The following is a 21312-nucleotide window of genomic DNA, read 5'->3' as shown; positions in this document are numbered from 1 at the left end:
TTCAGACGCTCTGCGAGAGGAGCAGTTTCTCTATCGCGCGTCCGTTCCATTCGCACGTGGCCATGGGGTCTCGGGCGACTGGAAGCTAGAGGGGGGGCGCTGTACCGAGGTGTCGATCAACTTCCTCCCCTCGACTGACGTACCACTCGCAACATTCACGCTGCCAGCGTCCGCGGCTATCGACCCATCGGCACTGTCTGTAAAGTGGCTCTCGGAGCAGGTCGACCAGCCTGACCAGCTGGCGCGAGTTCTCGGTCGATTCGTTGAAGCATATGAAGAATGGATCGAACAGCAACGTGCTGAAGCCGGGATGTTACACGAGCAGGTAGCGGTCGAGCTCGCGTCTCGCGCTGGGGGGTGGGCAAAGAGAATGCGTCAGGGCGTGCGCCGCCTTGAGTCAGACGCGATCGCACGCCGGGCATTCGGAATGGCGAATACTGCGATGGGTGAGCAGATGGTTCTCACCTCCTATCTCAAGGAAGTTGCTCGAAAGAACCAGCATTTAATCGATCCGACCCCTCCAGAGCTTGCTCACTACGAAGGAAGAGTGTGGCGTCCATTCCAGATAGCGTTCTTTCTCGGAGTGCTGGAGGGACTGTGTAATGAGGAGGCACCAGAGCGGCTTACCGCAGACGTGATATGGTTTCCGACTGGCGGCGGAAAGACGGAGGCCTACTTACTGCTTGCGGCATTTGAATTAATACGTCGAAGGCTGCACGATCACGTTAGCGAAGGTGCCACTGCAATCCTCAGTCGTTACACCTTGAGGATGCTCACCGCACAGCAGTTCCAAAGAACGTCCGCGCTATTCGTGGCATTAGAGCGCCTCAGGCGGGCCGATCCCCGATTGCTCGGAGATCGGTCATTTCGCCTGGGGCTTTGGGTTGGTGGCAGAGACAAAGGCCTCACGCCAAACACCTACGTGGAGGCGCACGAGAAGCTCGAGGACTTCCGCAGCGGAGTGGGAGATCGAAAAAATCCATTCCTCCTGTCACGTTGCCCTCGCTGCGCGGCAGACCTGTTTCCAGACGACTCGAAGAAGTGGGGAGTTGTCGCTACCGAGCAAGAGTTCCGACTCTTCTGCCCAAATAGTCGATGCGAGTTTCACGAGCAACTTCCAGTCGATTTGGTCGACGAATCTCTGTATCGGCATCCGCCGAGCATGCTGATCGGAACCGTCGACAAGTTTGCGCAGCTTACATGGCGAGAGAGCGCGCGAGTGTTCTTCTCTGGCGTCGACGGTCGCTCCACTCCGCCTAGCCTCCTAATCCAAGACGAATTGCACTTGATTGCCGGGCCGCTCGGTACTCTGGACTCGGCCTATGAAGCTGCAATCGAGCAAATCATCGTGCGGAGTGGCGGCAGTGTTCCGAAGATCATTTGCTCGACTGCCACAATCAAGAATGCCTCCGAGCAAGTACGCGGGCTGTACGCAAGGCCCTCTTACGTGTTCCCTGCGCCAATTAGGAGGTGGGATGACGCGTTCTTCTTCCGGAGTGACTACGAACGGACCCGCAGATACGTCGGAGTGATGGGGCAGGGCTACACCAGAGCGCTGATGGGTCTTGTCTGGACCTCGGCGGCGCTCTTGCAGGCCGTGCAGGAATCGAACTCCCTCACTGACGATGAACGTGATGCATTCTGGACTTTAGTTGCATATCACAATAGCCGGCGCGAACTCGGGCGAACGATGACCGCCGCCCGCGACGAGATTCCTGCTCGTGTTCAGGTCATCGCGAGCGCGCCAACAGGCGCCCGTGAATTTGGTGGGCAAGGTGTTATGCAACTGAGTGCAACCATGTCGACGACGCTCGACAATGCGATACGTCGACTCGAGACATCTTTGCAGTCAGGTGAACCGTGCTTAGACATCGTCCCTTGTACAAGCATTATGTCGGTCGGCATAGATATCGATCGATTAGGACTGATGCTGGTAAATGGGCAGCCCAAGCTCGCCGCAGAGTACATCCAAGCTACGAGCAGGGTCGGGCGTGGTGATGTCCAAGGCCTCGTGGTAACCGTCTTCAGTGCGATGAAGTCGCGTGATCGATCCCACTATGAAGACTTCAAAGCCTTCCACGAGAACCTATATCGATTCGTGGAGCCGACGAGCGTAACCCCCTTGGCTCCTCCTGCTCTTAGTCGAACGCTGCATGCCTCGCTAGTCGCTGTAATCCGCAATACAACCGTCTGGGGAAGTAATCAGGCCGCGCCCCTCGTCGACCTCGATGGCGACGAGGTGCAGCAGCTAGTGGTGTCTCTCGCAGAGCGAGTGGCTGCTGCAGAGCCGCAGAGCGCGCAACGAGTCCAATCAGAGCTGAAAGGAATTGTTGATTATTGGCGGGATCATCAGCAGCACAACCTCCTCTATCACCGCGGCGTTGCTGGCGCCCAATACGAGACCCTTCTGAGCACGTATGGAGGAGCTGATCAGTCGGGCCTGAAAACGATGCAGACGATGCGACATGTAGACAGTGAGGTTAGCGTCCGAATCGTGCGACCTGGATCCACCCGATGAGCGGAGTTCGCCGTGGACAGCTCGTCACCCCATTTGGGGTAGGCGCTATCGTCGAAGTTGGTCAGGATAGCTTTGTGTGTGCGGATCTATCGCGTTGGGCACCCGCGGATACGCTCGCTCTGCCCGAATCCGAACTTCAGCGAATTACGCGACGAGAGATTCGAACGCCCTTCGCGAGCGCACCGTTTGTCCGGTTTCCGCGTTGGTTGTTCTGCCCGTTGTGCAGAATCATGGTCAAGCTTACGCCGGACAAGGAAGCGGAGCTGATAACGAAGGGCTTCACCACCCCGAGATGTGCTGAGTGCAAAAAGGCGGAGTTAACGCCAATGGGCTTCGTTCAGGCCTGTGAAGACGGTCATCTCGACGAGATCGATTGGTTTCGTTGGGCTCATCGGAACAACCATGTTGCATCAAGCGGACAGTGCGCGCCGGGAGCTGCCCGAATGCATTTCAAGACAACCGGAGCGCGCGGCGGTGACTGGGAGACGCTTCGCATCGAATGCGAATGCGGAGCACGAAATACCCTTGAGGGTCTCACCACCCGTCCATTGCCTGGTAAGTGTCGTGGACGCCAGCCGTGGATGAGTCAAGACGGCGATCCTTGTGATAAGCAGCCGTTCGGTCATCGGCGCGGTGATTCCAATCTCTACTTTCCCGATCAGCTCTCTGCTATCGACATAGTTGTTGATGGTGCGATGCCGACGGGCGGATTGCGAGCCTTTCTGGCAGAACAGTTGGCGAAGCCGACATGGGCTCCAGCGCGCACTATGGCTCAAGCTTTTGCGCCAAAGGACGTGGCACAAGCCTGGAGGCAGTTACTCAGCGACCTTGCGCAAGAACGTGGAGTATCGCTTGCGGAGATTGAAGAGGCCTTTATCCTCGAGTTGGAGGGTAAGCCAAACGTCGAGGCGAATGACCATGATCTATCGGGTGCGACTCAAGAGGAGATACTTCGTCGAGAGTGGCCAGTGCTCTCCCGCAGGAGCGACCTTGAGCACCCATCACTGATAATCAGGGTGCGCCCGCCGCACGAAGACTGGTCGCTACAGCTCAAAGACGCAGTTGAGAGCATCAGTCTACTGCCTCGGCTTCGCGAAGTACGCGCATTGCTCTCCTTTCGACGAGTGTCAGATGGAGGGCTTCGGCAGCCGCTTCACTCTGCTATCGAGAATCACTGGCTGCCCGGTGTAGAGGTGTGGGGCGAAGGAGTCTTCATTCGACTTTCAGAGGAGTATGTATCCCGATGGGAGAACAGCCTTTCGCCTTCGCTGCTCGCGAGACTTCAAAGGCTAGCGCAGCTTCACCAAGGAAGTGGTCGATCCCCCGCCACGGTAACCGCACGGTTTTTGGCTGTGCATACCCTCAGCCATGCGCTTATAAGGCGTCTGGCATTTGACGCCGGCTATTCTTCGACAGCGTTGCGCGAGAGAGTCTACGCCGGCGATGGCATGGCCGGACTCCTCATCTACACGGCAGACGCGGACTCTGAGGGTTCGCTAGGTGGACTGGTTCGTATGGGTGAACCGGCGACTCTGGGCAGAACTCTTGAAGCCGCTCTGAACGACGCTGCATGGTGTTCCGCGGATCCGGTATGCGCAGAAACGCGCTCTCAGGGCGTGCGAGGGATGAACGGGTCGGCGTGTCATGCCTGCTCCCTCATTTCAGAGACAAGCTGCACGTTTCATAATCAGTTGCTCGATCGACACTTCCTTTTAAGTGTCGAAGATGGTCGAATGGATTCGGGGTTGCTCCCCGTTCCCCCGCTTCCGGAGTAATGACTTGTGAAGATGCCGAGGTTTGCTGATCTCGACGATGAACAGCGATCGATCTATCAGGGAGCCCCGCCCGATGGCTCCATCCTTGTGGTCGGCCCCCCGGGTACCGGCAAGACTGTGATGGCGTTTCATCGTGCCACGTACCTAAGGAAACTTGGGCAGTCGCCGTCCCTGATCATGTTCAGCTCCGTGCTCGCAAATTACGCCGGCGCGAATAATAGCCATGCCAAGGACATCGACGTCTCTACGATGCACTCTTGGGCCACGCGGTGGTTTAGGCGAATGGGCGCAGGCAGCCCGCCAATGATTGCCCCACATGTTCATGACTGGGGGGCGATTGCCGCGTCGGTCCAGCGCGTAGCGGCTGGCGGCAGGGCGGAACGGGCAAACTGGGGACATCTCATTGTCGACGAGGGGCAGGATTTTCCTCCAGCGATGTATGGCACGCTCGCGATGCTCCTTCGGCTCGTGTGGTCTGATGCAAGTGCGCCGGCGCTATCCGTTTTCGCGGACGAAAACCAGCGGCTGACCGAGCAGAACTCGACGATAGCAGATATTCGGCAAGCTCTAGCGCTATTAGGTGAGAAGCGAGTGTTTGAGTTGAGCAGGAACTATCGCAATACGAAGCAGATCGCCAGGTTCGCCGCGCACTACTACTGCGGCCTAAGGAGCGGAATTCCACGCGCACCTAGTCGCGAGGGACCCAAGCCGGTGGTCTCGTTTCATCGAGGACAGCCAGCCATGCTCGAATCGATCATTGAATTGATCGAGGAGGCGCGCGACCGTAATTGGGACGTCGGAATCGTATGTCCCAAGGACCGAACTAGAAAGTACATCTACAGCCAGCTTCAGGAGCGCTATGCCAGTGACGACGATGTCGTGGTGCAGTCGTACTCCTACAAGGACGAGTCGTTGAAGGCGTCGGACCTGAAGTTTGACTACTCTAATACGGTGACGGTGCTCTCTAGGCCGAGCGTAAAGGGACTTGAATTCGATGCGGTAGTAGTGGTCGACCCATTTTTGTTGGCCTCTGCGGAGGGCTCAGGAGAACAACAGTTCAAGATGAACATGTATGTTTCATGTTCGCGAGCACGCGAGTACCTGCAGCTCTGCTTCGTTTCCGATCCTGATATGGTCCGACGGCACTTACCAGCGCCTGCCGAGGCGCTCTACGAGGTCTTGGAGAGATAGGTGAAAGAATCGAAAGCTGCCGTAGGCAACTCGGAGGCTCCCAAGGCCAAGAGGCGGCCCCGCAACGCTTCGAAGCGAACGGAGGTGTTGCACGTCTTCGTTTGCCTGCCCGAAACTGAGGCGCTTCTCGCCTTAAGCGGCGGCGCGATCATGCCGTCGCTAAACGTTTGGCGTCCTGGGGCGGACATTCCCTGCTGGATAGACGGAGTTCCTGCCGCTCAGCTAGCAGAGTCACGCGGGATCGTGAGTGACAGCGGTGAGCTATTTGTCTTTACCATTGACGTAACAAGCTTAGGCCGGGATTCGGTTAATGCCGGCGCGGTCCGTTTGCCAATACCGTTGAGTAAGATCTCTGCTGTCTCGGTGAGATCGCGACAGTATCGTGACCAGCTTATCGCGCGTATTAGTGAATTTCCGGATGTGGTACTGGACGGAGTCGAGTTTCGCGTTGAGCCGCATTTGTTTTCAAGTGTGAGTGCTGCGCAGGCGAACTATGAGATCCTAAGCACCCCACGTGAAGCGGCGGTCGATCGTAGACCCGAAAAATGCGCTGGGGCAGTCGCAGGAATTCTCGCAGCGATCGACGCTGGCCTTCTGTCTCGCGAGCGTGCGGAGGATGTCTGGAACGCTCTCGGTGCCTCCGTGGGAGGACAGGATGCAGACATCATGCTCGGGCTGGCGCTCGGCAGTTCCCTCAGCGTTGAATCCGTTGACGAGCTCTCAAGTGAGGTTTTGGTCGCTGTTCTTCGGAGACTAGGCTCAATTTCGGCCCAAACAGGTTTTGAGCCCATTCAGTTCTTGGATGCGATCTATGCGGATGTGCACTCGACGGGGCGGTTAGCCGACCTTGCCGGCTTGGATCGGTTTATTGCCGCCGCTAAGCCACTGGTGTCATTGCATCCTGGTGGTAATCGAGAGCTCTTGCAGGATGGCGGTGCTATTGTTCTACGTGGGGTGACGGCGTTCCTGCGCTCGCCATCAGTCGAGAAGCTTGCCGCGACGGCGGTTCGTGGAGGACGCGTAGGGAGTCATGTTGCGACATTCGCAATGTTCTTGGCTGGCTATCTAGAGGGGATCTTTGCTCTGCCAAGGGACATAAAGGCCAGTACGAAGGAACGACTTTGGGGTCTAGGGCAGCTTGCCGAGGCGATTGGGTATGGCGCTCGAGTCGAGAGTGGAGCATCAACTCTATATGAGAATGGCACTGCCTTTAGAGCACTCAGTCTTTTCGGTCGCGTGGTTAGGCGCTCAGAAGTCGGGATGCCGAAGTGGTATGAGCGATTCGCGGTTGCCGCGAACGAGGCCGGGCTGCAGATCGGTGCCTCTGACAACGGTCCCGCCATTTTGGTCGAACGCAATGGGAACTCGATTACGCTCGCTGCGCAAATGGTCGCGCCGGCGTTCCTGTTCCCATCTCAAGATCTCGTGCGGCTGACGCTATCCATCGCGTCGCCGAAGACAGCGTCCGCTAGGATGCAGATCTCAGAAGCCATCGGTCGCGCTGGTCTTGTGTACGATCTCAGCGCTGATTCGGCAGGTATTTCTGTATCGCTTTTCCTCTCCGACGCGATCACCAGCGCATCTCTCCAGGCAGGGGTTGAACGGCTACTCGAGTTCTGGTCAACGCAATCCACTGCCAACCGCGCGCCAGCAAATAAGCGAGTGAAGCGGAACACCCAAACCAAGGTTGAGAGCGAGCGTAAAGAGTAAAGCTCATATGGCTGAGATTACGCTTGCAGATTCAGCAGCAAATGCTGAGACCGAATTGCGCAATGCTCTTGCCGGTCGTCGGCTCATTTTCGAAATAGGGATCGACAAGTCATTTCGTGATGCTGTGCTTGAGCGCGTGCTTGGCGTCATCGAGCATGAGTGCGGAGCCAACTACATGTTGCTCGCCTCCCACTATCCTGCGCTCCTTTCTGTCGCAATCGCGGCGGAGGGAGTCTTTGAATACCATGAGGGTGACCTGTGGGGCCGGATTAGACTGCCGCATAGTGGTGGATGGGAAGTCGGCAAAGCATTTGAATTCGCAATTGCAAGCTTAGGACTAGAGACCTTTCGCGCGTTCGATGAGCAGTCCGCGTCTCGCTATGTTTCACGCGTCCTTGCGCACGGTGGGGTGCCGGTCTACTGCCTAGGCGATCTCTTTCGCCTAGTGCATCAGGCGCGAGCACGTGGGTTTGGGGACGAACAGGAGATTATCGACCTTCTTCGCGACGGGGCACAACTCGGAGTGCAGCTCGATCGCCCGATAGTGCGCTTTCTGTGCTCCTCCGGGAGTATCGGTGCGGACTTTCTCGAGCGCGTTCTGGAATTGCCAGAGGCCGCAGACGGTGCATTGGCGAGCGCTGATCTGGCGGCAGAGGTCGGCCTTCCGTCGTACGTGGTACAGGAGTACCGACGCCTTCAAGCAAGTCTGGACAGCGGCACGCGCGTACTTCGAATGTGTCCGCGTCCCCGCCTCTTGTTCAGGTATGAAGCGCTGTCGGGTCCGGAACTGCAAATCCCCTCGAACGAGAGGTACTCACCGGTAGAGGTTATTCACCAGAACTCCGGAAGAACATCCACGCAGGTCACGGTAACCGGCGGAGCGGATGCAGCCCTCCTTATCCAGCCCGCGCCGCGTTGGCGCGTTACTTATATGAGCGCGGATGACGGGAGCATGCATCACTCGGGTGTTGCGGGCGTCACGGAGGAGCGACCGTTTCTGGTGTTCCGCTTGGACAATGGCGAGCAGATTAATGACGGTAGGTTCTGCCCTGTTTCGAGTGTTGTCGTGCTTGCGCCAACGTTGCTGGAGTCTAGCGATGACGAGGTACGTGTAGTTCAGCATTATGAGCTTCGCTCAAAAGGATGGGACGGGTGGACGGTTCACCATTTGGAACTCGGCGGGAGCGCGACGTTAACCGGTGCCTTGGGGCTCGATCGATTTCGGATTAACCTCGGTAGGCAGTCAAGAAGGGCGCTCAATGTTGAAAACGAAGTGCCTTTCGTCTCGACTGCAGAGGGCCATCCGATACTGGACGGTCCGCCGATATTCCGCGCTGTCCCGTGGGAGGATGGTGCTGAGTCGCTGTGGCGTATTGTGGTGAGGCAAGGCACGGGCGTAATCGCGTCCCTACAGCCGGCCGCTACACCCGATGCCTTCTCAAGACAAATCGCCAGTTTACTCGGCGGGAAGTTCATGCCGGCGCTGACGCTCCGGATGCTTGGACCTATGGGGGAGAGCATCAGGTACACGTGCGCCATTGCTCCCCGAATTCAGGTTTTAGGGCCTTCACATGCCTTGATGCCCGGGGAGAGCACCGACGTGCGCATTGAGATCGGGCCAGGGTGTTGGGTGATGGATGGATTCTCTAGAGAATGGCCGCTGAGCATAAGTGCTGACAACGCGCGCCAGACATTCACGGTCGGTTCGGGCGGCGAATACCTCTCAGTACAGCTGCGACTGCCGATCGTTCGCTGGCGAATCGTGAGCGAGTCCAGATTCTCGCAATTCGACAGCACCGCCATCACAGCTACGTATTCTGCAAAGACAGTTCCGAATGTTCAGCTAATCTTGGACTTATCTGAGTTCAATAGCGCGGCTGAGATCGAGTTGGTTCAGGGGAATGGCGGCGGTTCAAGCAAGTTTCAGGTCAAGTCGGGGCCGATCACCTGCGTTGACCTCTCCAGTGTCATCGCTGATGCGATCTCCGATGAGAATCTGTACTTCGATGTGATTCTCCATTGGCGAGAACGTTCGTCACTGCTAGCTCGCTTCGAGGAGTCAATTTCAGTGACTCTCGAAGCGGTAACTCTTTCCGGTACCCCCACGGACCGATGGCTTCATTTTCGACTCTCGGATAGCCGAAGGCTTGCAGGCCGAGCACTCCAAATCGCCTCATTGGACCGTCCTTGGACCCGTCCGGTCATTGAGTACTTGCACGAGCAGGGCGCTGAGGGTAACGTCGCTTGCACGCGCCTGCTGCCTGGTCGATACAGCGTTGAGCTGGTGCTCCATGATGCGAATGGTGAGTTCCACAAGCTGGAGAGCTCCGCGCCCGCACATATTGAGATCCCATGGCCACAGCGAATCGAGGACTTTGGAGAGCCTGAGGACGAGCGAGAGCATCTGCTCCGGATATTGGTGCGCTCTGATTATCCGACTCCAACGCTCCGAAGCCCCGGCGCTGCCGTAAGCGCGGCGATGACGCTACTCGGTTCTGATCGCTGCGACAGCCGCGCAGCGCAGGCGCTGATACGAACGCTGGCACTCCCCGGTGAGCAATGGTTGCGAGGGGCAGATGAGGCAGTTGCATTAGCCGGATCAAGATCGGTGGTCGTACGCGCAAGCGCGCGATTGATGGCGTACGTGATCGGTGGAGGCGACCTGCGCGAGTGGCCAGACGAAGGGCCGACGCTCTTACGTCTGTTGAAGTGTTCAAGCGATCGCTCACCGTGGTCGCGAGAGCGCTTTGCCGAAATGTCGGGAGTGTTTTCAGATGCTCCCCTTACGTTTGAGGATCTGCTGGGTTCGCGAGCGCGACATGCGTCGATTCGGTCGCTTAACTCTGTCCTTAGGAGCTTAAGAAGGATCGAGGCATCAGTGCTCTCAATAAACGGACGCGCACGTGGGCTCCTTGAGGTGCGCAGCTGGTGGAATTCTGGAGATCCCCAGAAGAATGCCTGGATCATTACGCTCGCTCGGAATGCGCCCTGCAGTCCTGCGGATCTCGAGTTACTGCCACCAAACGTACGGCGCGAATGCGTGCTAGCCCGTGAGTGGCTCCGGCGTGGCGACCATCCCGACGGAGGCGCAGTTGCTGCACTTCACGTGGCCTCGTTTGAAGCGGCCGTACACTTGGGCTTTTTCTCGAAGCGCGCGTCAGCGTGCGCCGAGTTTCTCGCTTCCGTCGCCAAGACATTTCCTGAGTACGTGGAAACAAGGCTGGCATACGCGCTTCGCCAGCGTTTGTATCTCGCGGAGACCTGCGAAATTGCGTGACTATACGCATTCAGCCTGAAAGCATCTATGGCCGGGAGCATCGCCAGCACGTCATACCCCGGATGAGCCGATGGAATTCCCGGTTAGTGCCTTCGTATTACAATCACATCATTATGCCGGCTATAGTCGCGTTCATCCAATACGTCTCCACCCGATAGTCGCGACGCGATCCCGCGGAACCTCTCGGAGCAAGGCTTTCATGAGCAGCAGAGAGGCGCTAAGCCTCTAAAGCACAGGCCGGACTAGATTCTGGAGTTGCGCCATACCTGAATGGACGTATCACGCCATTTCGGGGGGAGCCGACGTCCGAGCGCGCGAACTGTCTTGAACGGCTGACGCGATTGGCCTGGCGAACTTGGGGCCGGCGGCATGGAAAACCCACGCGTCCTCACTGTGGTGGCTTGGTGTGACTCGTTGGTCGAGCACGCAACCCGCAGAGTCGTGGACGATTTCTTAAAACGGACATTAAGTTGCAAACGATTCCCCCAAACGAGAGACTCCCATGCTCCCCAGCGGCGTATTGCAGAGGCTACGTTACGACCGCTCCCACCCGGTCGGCTGCGTAGAGCGCGGCTATACTGCATCGACAAATTCGCCGCAATGTCGACACGTAGTTCGCTTTCTGGTGATTCGACGTCCGCACGTAGGGCAGGGGCGGCCGCGCGGCGGGGCATCTTTCGACGCATATGCTCCAAGATTCTCACGCACACGAAGCCGTGCAGCCTCCCGCTTCTGAAGCAGCTCTTTGATGAACCGCTCTGCCTTTCGTCGATTGACGAAGCAGCCATTCTCATCCTTGCCAGCATCAAGGCGATGCCTCAGTAACGGGTCGCCCAACAGGCTAAAGTAACGAGTCTTACTGATGCCGGCGAGCTGCTCAAACTCGCGGCGATACATGCGAGCAGGTGGGCGAGGCATAGGAGGATAAGTCGACGTAAATGAAGGCTCTCGTCGACCTTGCCTTCACCGCCCAGCCCCTGTCTAGGGGCTAGCCTTGCCCTTCTTCATGCGGTTAGTCGGTCGTCGGCTCTCTGTCTTCTCCAGCATTCGCTGGAGGCATGCATCTGGGTGATGGGGATCAAAGGATCGCCAGAATGCCATCCAGTCGTCTTCAGGATAGTTGCCGAGCGCCCGATCAACCACAGCGTCAAACCATCGCGGATTCTCACAGCTACGCGCATTGCGGTGTCGTTCAAACGCGGCTTGTAGCTGATGGTAATGCTTGCGAAGCGTATGCTCCTCATCGTTGGTGAGCCACATCGCTGTCGTCCAATCCTGTCGAATGCCACCCCAGTAGCAGGCGATCTCTGTCCGAGTAATGTGAGCCGAAAATATGCTACGATAACGATCGGTGAGATCGGGGGAGTCGTACGTTGGAAGGTCGCGCTTCAGTACTTTTGTGCAGACTCGATGCATAGCCTCGCCGTAGATGTTCGAGAGCATGTCTTCGCTAAAGTTTCCTCGCCAATCTGGAGGCGCTGGTTTGCTGAATGACGCTGGCTCGGCGGCCATCACCAAAGCCGACTCATTAAGGTTCTGTTGCGCCACATACTTTGACACTTGGGCTGCTCGCGGACGCGGCGTGACAAAGAATGACCAGCAATCGGTATCCGGTTTATAGTCCTCAACAGAATTGAGCAGGCCGGCGTCCGCCAAGGCTCGTGGTCGCGCCAGAGTCAGATAGTCAAAGGCGAGAATTGGATCGAGGAATGCCGGGGTAATATCCCGTCGCCGCTCATTCGTCTCCTTGGCCTTGCTGGTCACTTTCAAGCGGACGGACTGTGGATCGAGTCCACTCCACCGGGTCGATAGCTTGAGCAATCCGCAAATGCGCCCATCCTTGTCCCGCTCCCACGTAGGAATGATCTGCTCTCCGAGCATTGCACCGGCGTAGTTCTTAATTCGGAGTCCGTCGTCTGTGAGGATTAGTGTCACCATCCATCGCCGAAGCGCCTCACAGTACTTGGCTACTAGTCGACCGCTATCGCGCGAGTCGACGTTCCCAACGCGATAGAGTCGTTCATTTATGGCCCGGCGCGCCTCGTAAGCCTCTTGCATGAGGAACGGGAGGCCCATGCACATCATTTGCGGCCACGAGATGGGCAGGGAGGCCTTATTCTTGCGGCCGGTCAGAGCTCGAGGACGATTGTACTCGCCGATATGCCGTACAATGGCTTCATACTCATTACGTACCCGTGCCCAGAGCTCGGGCTTCTTCTTCTGAATTACGTCCCCAAAGAAGGCATAGGTAACCATCCACGCTGACTCAAGATGCGCCTGGAGCTTTTCGGTGTACACCGGAACGACGTCACGTTCATGGGCAGGGTTCGCCAACGTGAGCGGGCTGTTCGCGTACGATCGGGCGGCAGATGCTTCAAGGAGAAGGCGCATCAAGGAGCGATGCTCCAGTGTCAGATCACCGGCACTGTCGGATCCGAGATAATCGGCAAGTTGTGCGCGGCGCTCATCATCAGAGCGGACCTCAGTCGGACGCGTTTGCAGCCATAGATCCATCCATTTAAGCGTTGTGAGTTCGGCTGGAATATCGGCGCGCTCTCGAATCAGTGTGGCCACCACCCAACTCGCCATGTCCACTCGCGCTGACACCCACCCCGGCGATAGTCCACGATGTTGTGCGCCATCCAGAACTCGCTCTAGCGACGTTCCCAAGAGCGGTGCCAATAGTTTGATTGCGTCTAGAGTCGTAATAGTTCGTGGATCTCCAACATAGCCAGCCGCCAGCAGTCGTTCCGGGTAGTCCGGCAGGCTCTTGATCCCCAACCCGTCTCGACGAACTAACTCATAGGCGCGTGGTAGGTGGTTGGCGCCGATCAGCTCCGCGGCACGTCGGTACGAGCTGAGTGCAAGGTCAATCTCCTTTCGTCGCCACCCTGACTGCACTCCCCATTGATAGATATGCACCGCCTCGGCCGGCAGATCCTCTGGGCGAGTCACTCCGTGTAAGAGAGCTAACTGCGCGAGGCGAAGGATGCCGCGTCGATAACCCTTTGCAGTCCCGTGCTTGATCTGTTCATTTGCCTCGGCTTGGACTATCGCTTCGTAAAGTTGGCGCCAATCCTCGGGTACCCGGTTTTCACATACCGGCTGCGGTGTACGTTCGATATCACGACCTGTCACCGCGCTCACGAAGAGTCGTACGTTGGCCCGTTCCTTGGCGGGATCTGAGCGCTCGTTGCCTGGTGCTTGAGCACCCTCATAGGCAAATTGCGGCAGTGCTGACCAGAGGGGCTCCAGATCCACTTGCTGAAGCTCGGCGTCGGAGAACTCTCGGCCGTGAATGCGGTAGGCGGCGTATCGAACCGCGGCGGTCACATTAGACAGGATCGGAGCGATACGAGAGGCCGCAAACGGCCCTTTCGCTCCTGTTTTCCGGTTGATAATGTCGCCAGCGGTTGCTAACGCTCGAAAGCGAGCCGTCGCCTCTGACAAGGTAATCATAAGCTGCTCTCCGCAGACTCGACATGGTCGGCTGGGTCACAACACGCCGGTGCAACACCGCATCGACGTGCTCGAGTTACGAATCCACACCAGTTCACTTGGGTTCGGGCTGGTTGCAGGCATGCTAAGTCGTTGTTCTTACCGGTCGGAAGTTCAGCAATTCCGAACAGCACCCTGAGACTTTGCAGGATGGTAATCCGCGCCGTTCGGTGACCACCTCGGTTAAGGCTGGTTCGTTAAACGCTTTAGGTGGTCGCGATTCAGGCAGACCCTTGCCGAGTGCCGAGGCGCCGAATCGTAAGGCTGATCGAGCACCCCTTCGCACGACTTACCGTGCGTTCGCCGCCGGTCCCGGCACAACATGCCTGACGCGGTCTTTGTGATCACAGCATCGCATCGCCACTACCTCTACGGCTTGGCATGCGAGGTAGTCGATAGCAACCCAATTCATTGACAACAGATCCGCCTACGTGGCTTGCTGGGGTATGCACTACTCCGTTCTCCAGATTCGCCTCGATGAGCCGATCAAGGCAGAGACGCTTGAACTGCTCATTGATCCCGCAATTACAGATCCCGCAGCTTGCGATCTTCTGGCGCTCGAGCTCGAGGAGCTTTGGGTCCAGATTCCCTACGGATCATTCATCCAACTGAACCGCCGGTCAATTGACTCTGCAAAATCATGTTGGAATGTTGACTTCCACCTTCGCATTTCTGATAGCCAAACGATTGTTCTTCCTCTGTCACCGCAAGCGATCTGCTGGACCAGAATTTCCGACTACATCGGGATAATCCGTGAGGCCTTTTCGCTCGGCAGGACCTTCGAGAGGGAGGACCTCTAGTGGGCATGATTTTCGAGAACGAAAAGGGCGCGGACTCACGTCGTTATCAATTGGTCGCAGGTTGGCGAGGCCATGATTCGCCGCATCGATGGCTGAGGCTAGATCGCCAGCGCAACCTTCAGTGGCGGTAGCGCGAACGAATGGTTTGCTAGTGACAGGAGGACTTGCCGCGTCGCAACCGCGACATGCGTGCTTTGGCTTAGACGGCTGATTTCGCCTACAATCACCAGACCTCGACGCGCCCGTGAGAGGGCAACGTTCAGCAATCGCTTGCCATCCGCACTTCCCAAGAAGACCGGCTTCGCGGGATCGTCGTCAATCGTCAGCACCACAACATCCGCCTCGTCTCCCTGAGCGGCATGGATGGTCGAGACGGCCTGCGCTAGGCTGCTGCCCGTGGAAGGGGGCACATTGCGCTCCAGCAGCGATCGGATGAGGTGTGTCTGAGCTCGATAAGCGGAGAGGATGAGGATCGAGCCAGAGGCCTGCTGATTTGGATGGCCCGATACTTGGCGAACGATGTCGGCTACTATCGATGCGTGCTCCACCACTGCATGGCCACCGTATGCCTTGTCGATTGTCCGTCCAATTGACGACGTGTCAACGACCACCATTGATCCAGCCGTAGGATCCATCGGCCAGGATATTGGACGAAGCCGGGGGATAGTCGAGGGTGCCGTACGTAGCCGGCCCTCATAGAATGCGCCGGACACGAAGTCTGCTATCGCTGGGACCATTCGATACTGCTCCGTCAACATGACCCATGTGGGTCCACTGCAGTCGCCGCGGTCGGTTGCTGCGCCATGACGTCGAAAGACGTCTTGTCGAAGCTCGCCCAGGGGCTTCTGCAATGGAGCCCCGAGCTGCATCGGGTCGCCGGCAATTATCAGCCGCTTACGAGGCAGGCCGGCTGCAATCCAGACCGTCGGCGGCAGCATCATGGAGGCTTCATCGATCAAAAGCGTGTCGAACGCACCTTGGAAGTGCGTCCGGTTCAGGTAGAGCTGCGCTACGGGACAAACTACGATCTGTGCTCGCTCAACCACCTCAGAAGTCCATTGACGCACCATTTCGGGCGTTGGGTCCATGGGAATCACTGTGTTGACCAGCTCCATGGACACTCCGCTCGGAGCGGTTCGAAGATGGTGTAGGTAGTCCGCGGCCCACCGCTCCGCCACGCGCGATGGCAGTAAACGCTCCTTTTCGTCGGCGCTCAGCTTTTTGTCACGGGGACCCAGGCGGATCACTTGTGCATCATAGTCTCGCCCCACGACGGCTTGGTAGCGACGCATACAGCGTGTCGCGATCTGATCAGCGGTGGCGTTGCTCGGAGTAGCGACCAGCACGCGTTGCCCGGCGAGCGCGTGAGATATGGCTATTTCGGTCAGGGTGGTGGATTTTCCCGTCCCGGGCGGTCCCCAGATCAACGTGACGTCGGCATTGCTGCAGCGCGCCAGACACGTGAGTTGCTCTTCGTTCAGCACCTCGGAAGCACGCTCAAGATCTACGTTCACCGAGGGCGGCGAACCCGCCGAAACTGATGGGTCATTCAGCGCCCGTAGCGCCAGTTCGTAATTGAAGCCATCAGAATGCGGTCGATCCATTTCTCCAACTATCTCACGCATTACGGCTATCTGTCGTTCCAGCAACCAGCTCTGATCGATCTCCAGGGTAGCGCCGACTAGCGAGCACGGATCAACTGGTTCGCTGGATATGACCCGCACACCACCCTTGATTTGGCGCTCGAGCTCTACCGCGATCCATTTCTCTCGGAGGGTAATTCGTCCAAGGTCGAGCTCGTGATTGGGAAGGGGCCTACGCTGGCGCATGTCCAGTGTAAGCTCCAGGACTGACCCAACTCCTCCACTCGCGTGTTGGGCCCGAATGATGGGATACCGAATAGCAGCTTGTCGCTTTGCCTTCAGCTCATGGGATAGGGCGATAGCCATCGCTCCCGCCATCATCTTGGTTGCCTTCATTACCTCGCTCGAGCAACTCGGTGCCGGCACAGCCGACCTCCACGGGAAGGGTGTGGAGCGACCTTAGCGACGCCGGCGGCGGCGGCGAATTTCCTGATGACGCCGCGGTGACAAGCTGACTTACCGTTCCTTCATGATTCATGAATCCACCCTCGTCGAACGCCTCCGGGAGCGGGCACGCTACCATGATGACCTTGCCAGGCGTTGGCGCCAGCTGGCTCAGATCCTCGAATGTGACGAAGCCAATCGACCCACCCGATGCCTCAGTGACTTGGGCCTATCGGTCTTCTGTAGGCATGCCGATATCGCGCCGCGTTCGGATCCCCCTCCTTGAACCGGGAGGTGCGTAGACGCCCAAAGCGTTTGCTTCCGAGCGAGCCGCACCATGGAGCGCGCGAGGACTCACGATGGATTTCGAGTTGCCGACGGGCTACGGATCGCCATTTGCCGTGCCATGATGCCCAGATTGTCTGCGTGCGCGAATTGACCCGCCCGCGGTCGGGGCGATATCCTGCCCGCGCCCGCCGCGCGTCGCTACAGCCCGTCGTCGCCGGGGATCCTTGCAACGAGCCGCAGGAGCCCCGCGCGGATGTCGGCGTCGTGCACGAGGGCAATGCATCGGAGCACGTCGGCCCGGGTCACAATTGGCTGAAGGAACGAGGGCGTCAGCCAGAGGTGGTGCGCAAACTCCCGGAGCGCGTCCGCATTGGGGAACACATGCTCGTGCAGGAGGGCCTTGGCCAATTCAGCGTTCTGCGGCGCAGGAAGCACCTCCAAGGCCCGGACCGGCAGATTGGCGACCGCGTAGTTCGACGCCAGTGGAATCAACTCCGCGCACCAGGCGGCATCGGCCAGCACACTCGCGTGGGTCAGGAGCGCCTCGGCGCGCTCGCTGTGGAGGAATGGATCATGGCGGTAGGCGGCCCGAAGCACGTCCTCCGCAAGACTCAGAGACGTGAGCGGCGCTCCAAGCTGCTCTCGCTCGACCTCCCGCAGAAGCTCGGCGCGGACGTGTAGCGGCTCAGCGGGATCGGTGATGATGAAGACCGCCGCAGCGAGCCCCTCCCGCTCCCGACCGGTCGGGAGCTGCTCCAGCGCGCCTCCCACACGAACGGCGGCGAACGACGGGGCGAGAACTCGCTCAGCGCGGGCGCGCCACCTGGGTTCTTGGAGCAGCACGCCAATCGCCGCGAACCAACGCATGACAAGCCCCAGCAGAGTGGGCAGATCAATCATCAGCAGCGCCCACACGGCATCGATCGATTCCAGCGGGATATCGTCCCGCGTCAACAGATGCTCCGAATGCCCGCGGCTCACCACGTACCTCGCCAAGTCCGGCGTAACGACATCCACCCGGCGCACGGCCTCGAGAATTGTGTTGCTGCCCCACGTCCACATGGCATCGAGCGGTATCTCCGAGTGACACTGTCGCAGCAGTTGCTCCACGTCCTCGTCGCGGACCACGTGAGCCGCGCTCATACGCTCTCCTCAGCAACTCCACACGGCGGGTGCACGGCCGCGTCGGCGCCGACGGTACTCAGCACGCGAAGGAGCGCGACGCGCACCTCGGCACTCCCGACGACTGCGAGGCATCGCAGCACGTCGGCGCGGGTCACAACGGCGTGCAGAGGCGGCTCCCACCACAGGTGATGGGCGAAGGCGTGCGCCGTCGCCGGATCCTCAAGGACGTGGTCGTGGAGGATGGCGATCGCCCGCTCCCGATTGCGGGGCGTCGGCAGCAGCTCAAGCGCCCGCTGCGGCAGATCCGCGACGACGTGGTGAGACACGTGCTCGATCAACGCGGCACACCACGCCGCGTCGGCCAGGACGCACGGATATTCCAGCAGTGCGTCTGCCGCCGCCGGTTCGATGAATGGATCGTGCCGGTACGCCGCGCGGAGCACGTCCTCCGTGAGCGGCAGCGATCGCAGCGGAGTATAGACCTGCTCCCGCTCGAGTTCGCGCAGGAGCTCCGCGCGAACGTGCAGGGGTTCAGCGGGGTCGATGATCAAATAGGCCGCCGCCGCGTACCCCTCGTGCTCGCGACCGGTTGCTAAGTCGCCGAGCATCCCGCCGATGCGAAAGACAGCGAATGAGCGCTTGAGAAACCGTTCCGCGCGCTGGCGCCACGCCAGCTGGCCCAAGAGGACGGGGACGGCTGTGAACCAGCGTACCGAGATGCCATGCTGGTTTGGGAGATCGAGCATCAGCAGCGCCCACACGGCGTCCATCGCCTCCGCCGGGAGATCGTCCCGCATTAGGAGGATTTCTGGATAACCGCGGCTCACCACGTACGTCGCCAACGCGGGGGTGACGAGATCCACGGACTGCACGGCCGCAGCGATAATTTCTCGGCGCCACGACCACATGCCCTCAAGCGGTACGTCCGAGTGACACTGATGGAGCAGACGCGCGACCTCCTGTTCGAGCACCTCGGGCGGCAGGCTCATGCGCGCTCCCCCGCGACGTCGCTCGAAGTGTTCACAGAATCAGCGTCGGCGCGGACGCGACTCAGCATGCGAAGCAGCGCGCTCCGCACGTCGATGACATCGGTCGCCGCCACGCAACGCAGCACATCGGCCCGCGTCAGAATCGGGAGCAGCCTTGGCGCCATCCGGCACACCTGCGCGGCGAACACCCGCGTGGCCTCCGCACTGGCAAAGACGTGGTTCTGCACGATGGCGATGGCCCGCACCACATTGTCGGGCGCGGGCAGTGCCTCCAGGGTCCGCAGGGGAAGTTCGGCTAGGACATACGGGCTCACGTTGGTCGTCAACGCCGCACACCAGGGCGCATCCCGCAGCACACACCCGTGATTCAGCAGGACCTCGGCGACAAAGGGAGAGGTGGAGAACTGGTCACGGTACGCTGCCCGCAGGACGTCCTCCGAGATCGCCAAATGCCACAACGGCGAGAAGAACGTGTCGGCCGTGTGGGCCACGAGGGCTCGCAGCATGCGCGCCCGACGCCGGAGGGGCTCGCTGGGGTCGGTGATGAGAAAGGCCGTCGCCGCGTAGCCCGCACTCACCTCCCCCGGGGCGAGGCGCTTGAGCGCGCCGCGTCGGCGCATCGCCCGAAATGACGGGGCCAGAAAGCACACCACACTGGTCCGCCACGCATCCTCGCGCAGGAGCAGTCCGACCGTTCCTGACCACTGCCAGCTACTCTCCGCGTCGTCGCAGAAGTCCCCGATCAAATGCGCCCAGACCGCATCCATCGATCGCCGCGGAATGTCGGGCCGAAGTAGCAGGTACTTCGGATAGCCGCAGGCTATCACGTAGGTAGCCAGTTCGGGACACACCACGGGGATCCGATGCACCGTCTCCGCGATCACGTCCTCTGGCCACTCCCCCATGAACTCGTGTGGTGTTCCTGCCTCGCACTGCGCGACCAGCAGCGCGATATCCTGATCGTTGACGTGCGATGGCGCATGCATGCGTACTCCTCCAGTGGCGAGGGACAGCCGTGGACCAGCGCACCGTAGCGATTCGCCACGATGCTGCCGATCGCCCATGCATGAGGGTGCGAGCGGTTTGGCGCCCGCGACAACGCCCGCCCCACCACGTCCGCACTGGTCGTGGGACGCGATGGGGCGCGAGCGACTACGCTGGGCTCGTCACCAATCCGTTCGTCACGAAGAACACGTCGATCGCTCGCTGAATCGCGGTCGACTCCTCGCACAAGACTTCGCCCTCCAGCCGCACCAGCATCCGGCGCAGAATGAGAGGCTTCGTCTTCGCCCACAGCTCGTCGTCCAGCACCAGTAGCAGCGCGAGCTCACGCGACTCCTCCCACTCTGGCAGGGTGAGGAGTTCCTGGAACTCCGCCTCGGTGAACAGGCTCGTGGGCGTGGGTGGGGTCGGCGGCGTGGTCGCCACGCGGCGCTTCATTCGGGCCATGCGCACTCCTTGGGTTTGAGGGCGCGAGAAGATACGGATGGCCGCGCCAAAACGCAGGCAAAATTCCCAACAACCCGTTTATATGGCGTCGGCGCGCAGCTGCATCTCATCGACTGAAGCGATCGCGCTGCCAATTCCCGGGGTGGTACTAGCAGAGGAGAAGCGACGACAGGCTCGGCGCTGGATATTCCCGATCAGTACTTTCGGCGATAGAAAACCAAAGTTCGGGTTGCCACGCCGTTGCTCGGGTCAGCGTAAGTGAAAGGGCGCGACGACAGGTCGGGCGACGCCGACGCGCACTCCACTCGCGTGTGGCGCACTAAAAGGACAGCTCGTCCCCCTCAGCATGGGTGAAGCGGGAAAAACTGAAATGGAGCGACGACAGGTCCGCTGTCTGAGGCCCCCATCCACACGCGTGTGGATGGGTATTTGAGCAGTTGGGGCTCCGGTCGGATCTCAGAGGTGGCCCCCAAGGTGAAACGGAGCGACGACAGGTCTGCTGCCCGAGGCCCCATCCACACGCGTGTGGATGGGTATTTGAGCACTTAGGTCTCGGCCGGATCCCGGGGGTGGCCCCCAAAGTGAAACGGAGCGACGACAGGTCCGCTGCCCGAGGCCCGATCCACACGCGTGTGGATGGGTATTTGAGCACTTGGGATCGGTCA

At 59.4% G+C, this 21312-nt stretch carries 12 protein-coding genes; 6 read left to right on the top strand and 6 right to left on the bottom strand.

Features of this window, described 5'->3' with window-relative positions:
* Positions 1–109: 109 nt before the first annotated feature.
* The 5 genes from K2R93_11010 to K2R93_10990 are packed head-to-tail and all read left to right on the top strand — an operon-like array spanning position 110 to position 10471.
* Positions 110–2518, top strand: coding sequence for a hypothetical protein (locus tag K2R93_11010; protein MBY0490360.1), 2409 nt, complete (start codon positions 110–112; stop codon positions 2516–2518).
* On the top strand, positions 2515–4293 hold the full coding sequence (locus K2R93_11005) for a DUF1998 domain-containing protein (GenBank protein MBY0490359.1): 1779 nt from the start codon (positions 2515–2517) through the stop codon (positions 4291–4293). The genes K2R93_11010 and K2R93_11005 overlap by 4 nt, the downstream gene beginning before the upstream one ends.
* A gap of 12 nt (positions 4294–4305) precedes the next feature.
* Entirely contained in the window at positions 4306–5484 is a 1179-nt protein-coding gene (locus K2R93_11000; protein ID MBY0490358.1) for an AAA family ATPase, read from the top strand.
* A complete protein-coding gene (locus K2R93_10995) occupies positions 5485–7194 on the top strand; it encodes a hypothetical protein (protein ID MBY0490357.1) in 1710 nt (569 codons plus the stop codon).
* A 7-nt stretch (positions 7195–7201) separates the two neighbouring features.
* Positions 7202–10471, top strand: a complete 3270-nt coding sequence (locus K2R93_10990) for a hypothetical protein (GenBank protein MBY0490356.1) — start codon at positions 7202–7204, stop codon at positions 10469–10471.
* A 981-nt stretch (positions 10472–11452) separates the two neighbouring features.
* Here K2R93_10990 and K2R93_10985 read toward each other — a convergent pair.
* Complete coding sequence (locus K2R93_10985; GenBank protein MBY0490355.1) at positions 11453–13930, bottom strand: hypothetical protein; 2478 nt, start codon at positions 13928–13930, stop codon at positions 11453–11455.
* Between the two features lie 485 nt (positions 13931–14415).
* Between K2R93_10985 and K2R93_10980 the strand changes: the two genes are divergently transcribed.
* Positions 14416–14769 carry a hypothetical protein gene (locus tag K2R93_10980; GenBank protein ID MBY0490354.1) on the top strand — a complete coding sequence of 118 codons (354 nt, stop codon included), beginning with the start codon at positions 14416–14418 and terminating at the stop codon, positions 14767–14769.
* A 98-nt stretch (positions 14770–14867) separates the two neighbouring features.
* On the opposite strand, the gene K2R93_10975 is transcribed toward K2R93_10980, so the two are convergent.
* The 5 genes from K2R93_10975 to K2R93_10955 form a co-directional block, all read right to left on the bottom strand.
* Complete coding sequence (locus K2R93_10975; GenBank protein MBY0490353.1) at positions 14868–16748, bottom strand: DNA2/NAM7 family helicase; 1881 nt, start codon at positions 16746–16748, stop codon at positions 14868–14870.
* Between the two features lie 534 nt (positions 16749–17282).
* A complete protein-coding gene (locus K2R93_10970) occupies positions 17283–18212 on the bottom strand; it encodes a hypothetical protein (protein MBY0490352.1) in 930 nt (309 codons plus the stop codon).
* Between the two features lie 11 nt (positions 18213–18223).
* Positions 18224–19198 carry a hypothetical protein gene (locus K2R93_10965; protein ID MBY0490351.1) on the bottom strand — a complete coding sequence of 325 codons (975 nt, stop codon included), beginning with the start codon at positions 19196–19198 and terminating at the stop codon, positions 18224–18226.
* Positions 19195–20184, bottom strand: a complete 990-nt coding sequence (locus tag K2R93_10960) for a hypothetical protein (GenBank protein ID MBY0490350.1) — start codon at positions 20182–20184, stop codon at positions 19195–19197. The genes K2R93_10965 and K2R93_10960 overlap by 4 nt, the downstream gene beginning before the upstream one ends.
* A gap of 166 nt (positions 20185–20350) precedes the next feature.
* Positions 20351–20647: a hypothetical protein gene (locus K2R93_10955; protein ID MBY0490349.1), complete on the bottom strand. Its 297-nt coding sequence runs from the start codon at positions 20645–20647 to the stop codon at positions 20351–20353.
* Positions 20648–21312 lie beyond the last annotated feature (665 nt).

It is taken from the genome of Gemmatimonadaceae bacterium, from assembly GCA_019752115.1.
Taxonomy (GTDB): domain Bacteria; phylum Gemmatimonadota; class Gemmatimonadetes; order Gemmatimonadales; family Gemmatimonadaceae; genus Gemmatimonas.
The sequence above is the reverse complement of the archived record's forward strand: the minus strand, read 5'-3'. Positions and strand labels throughout refer to the sequence as shown.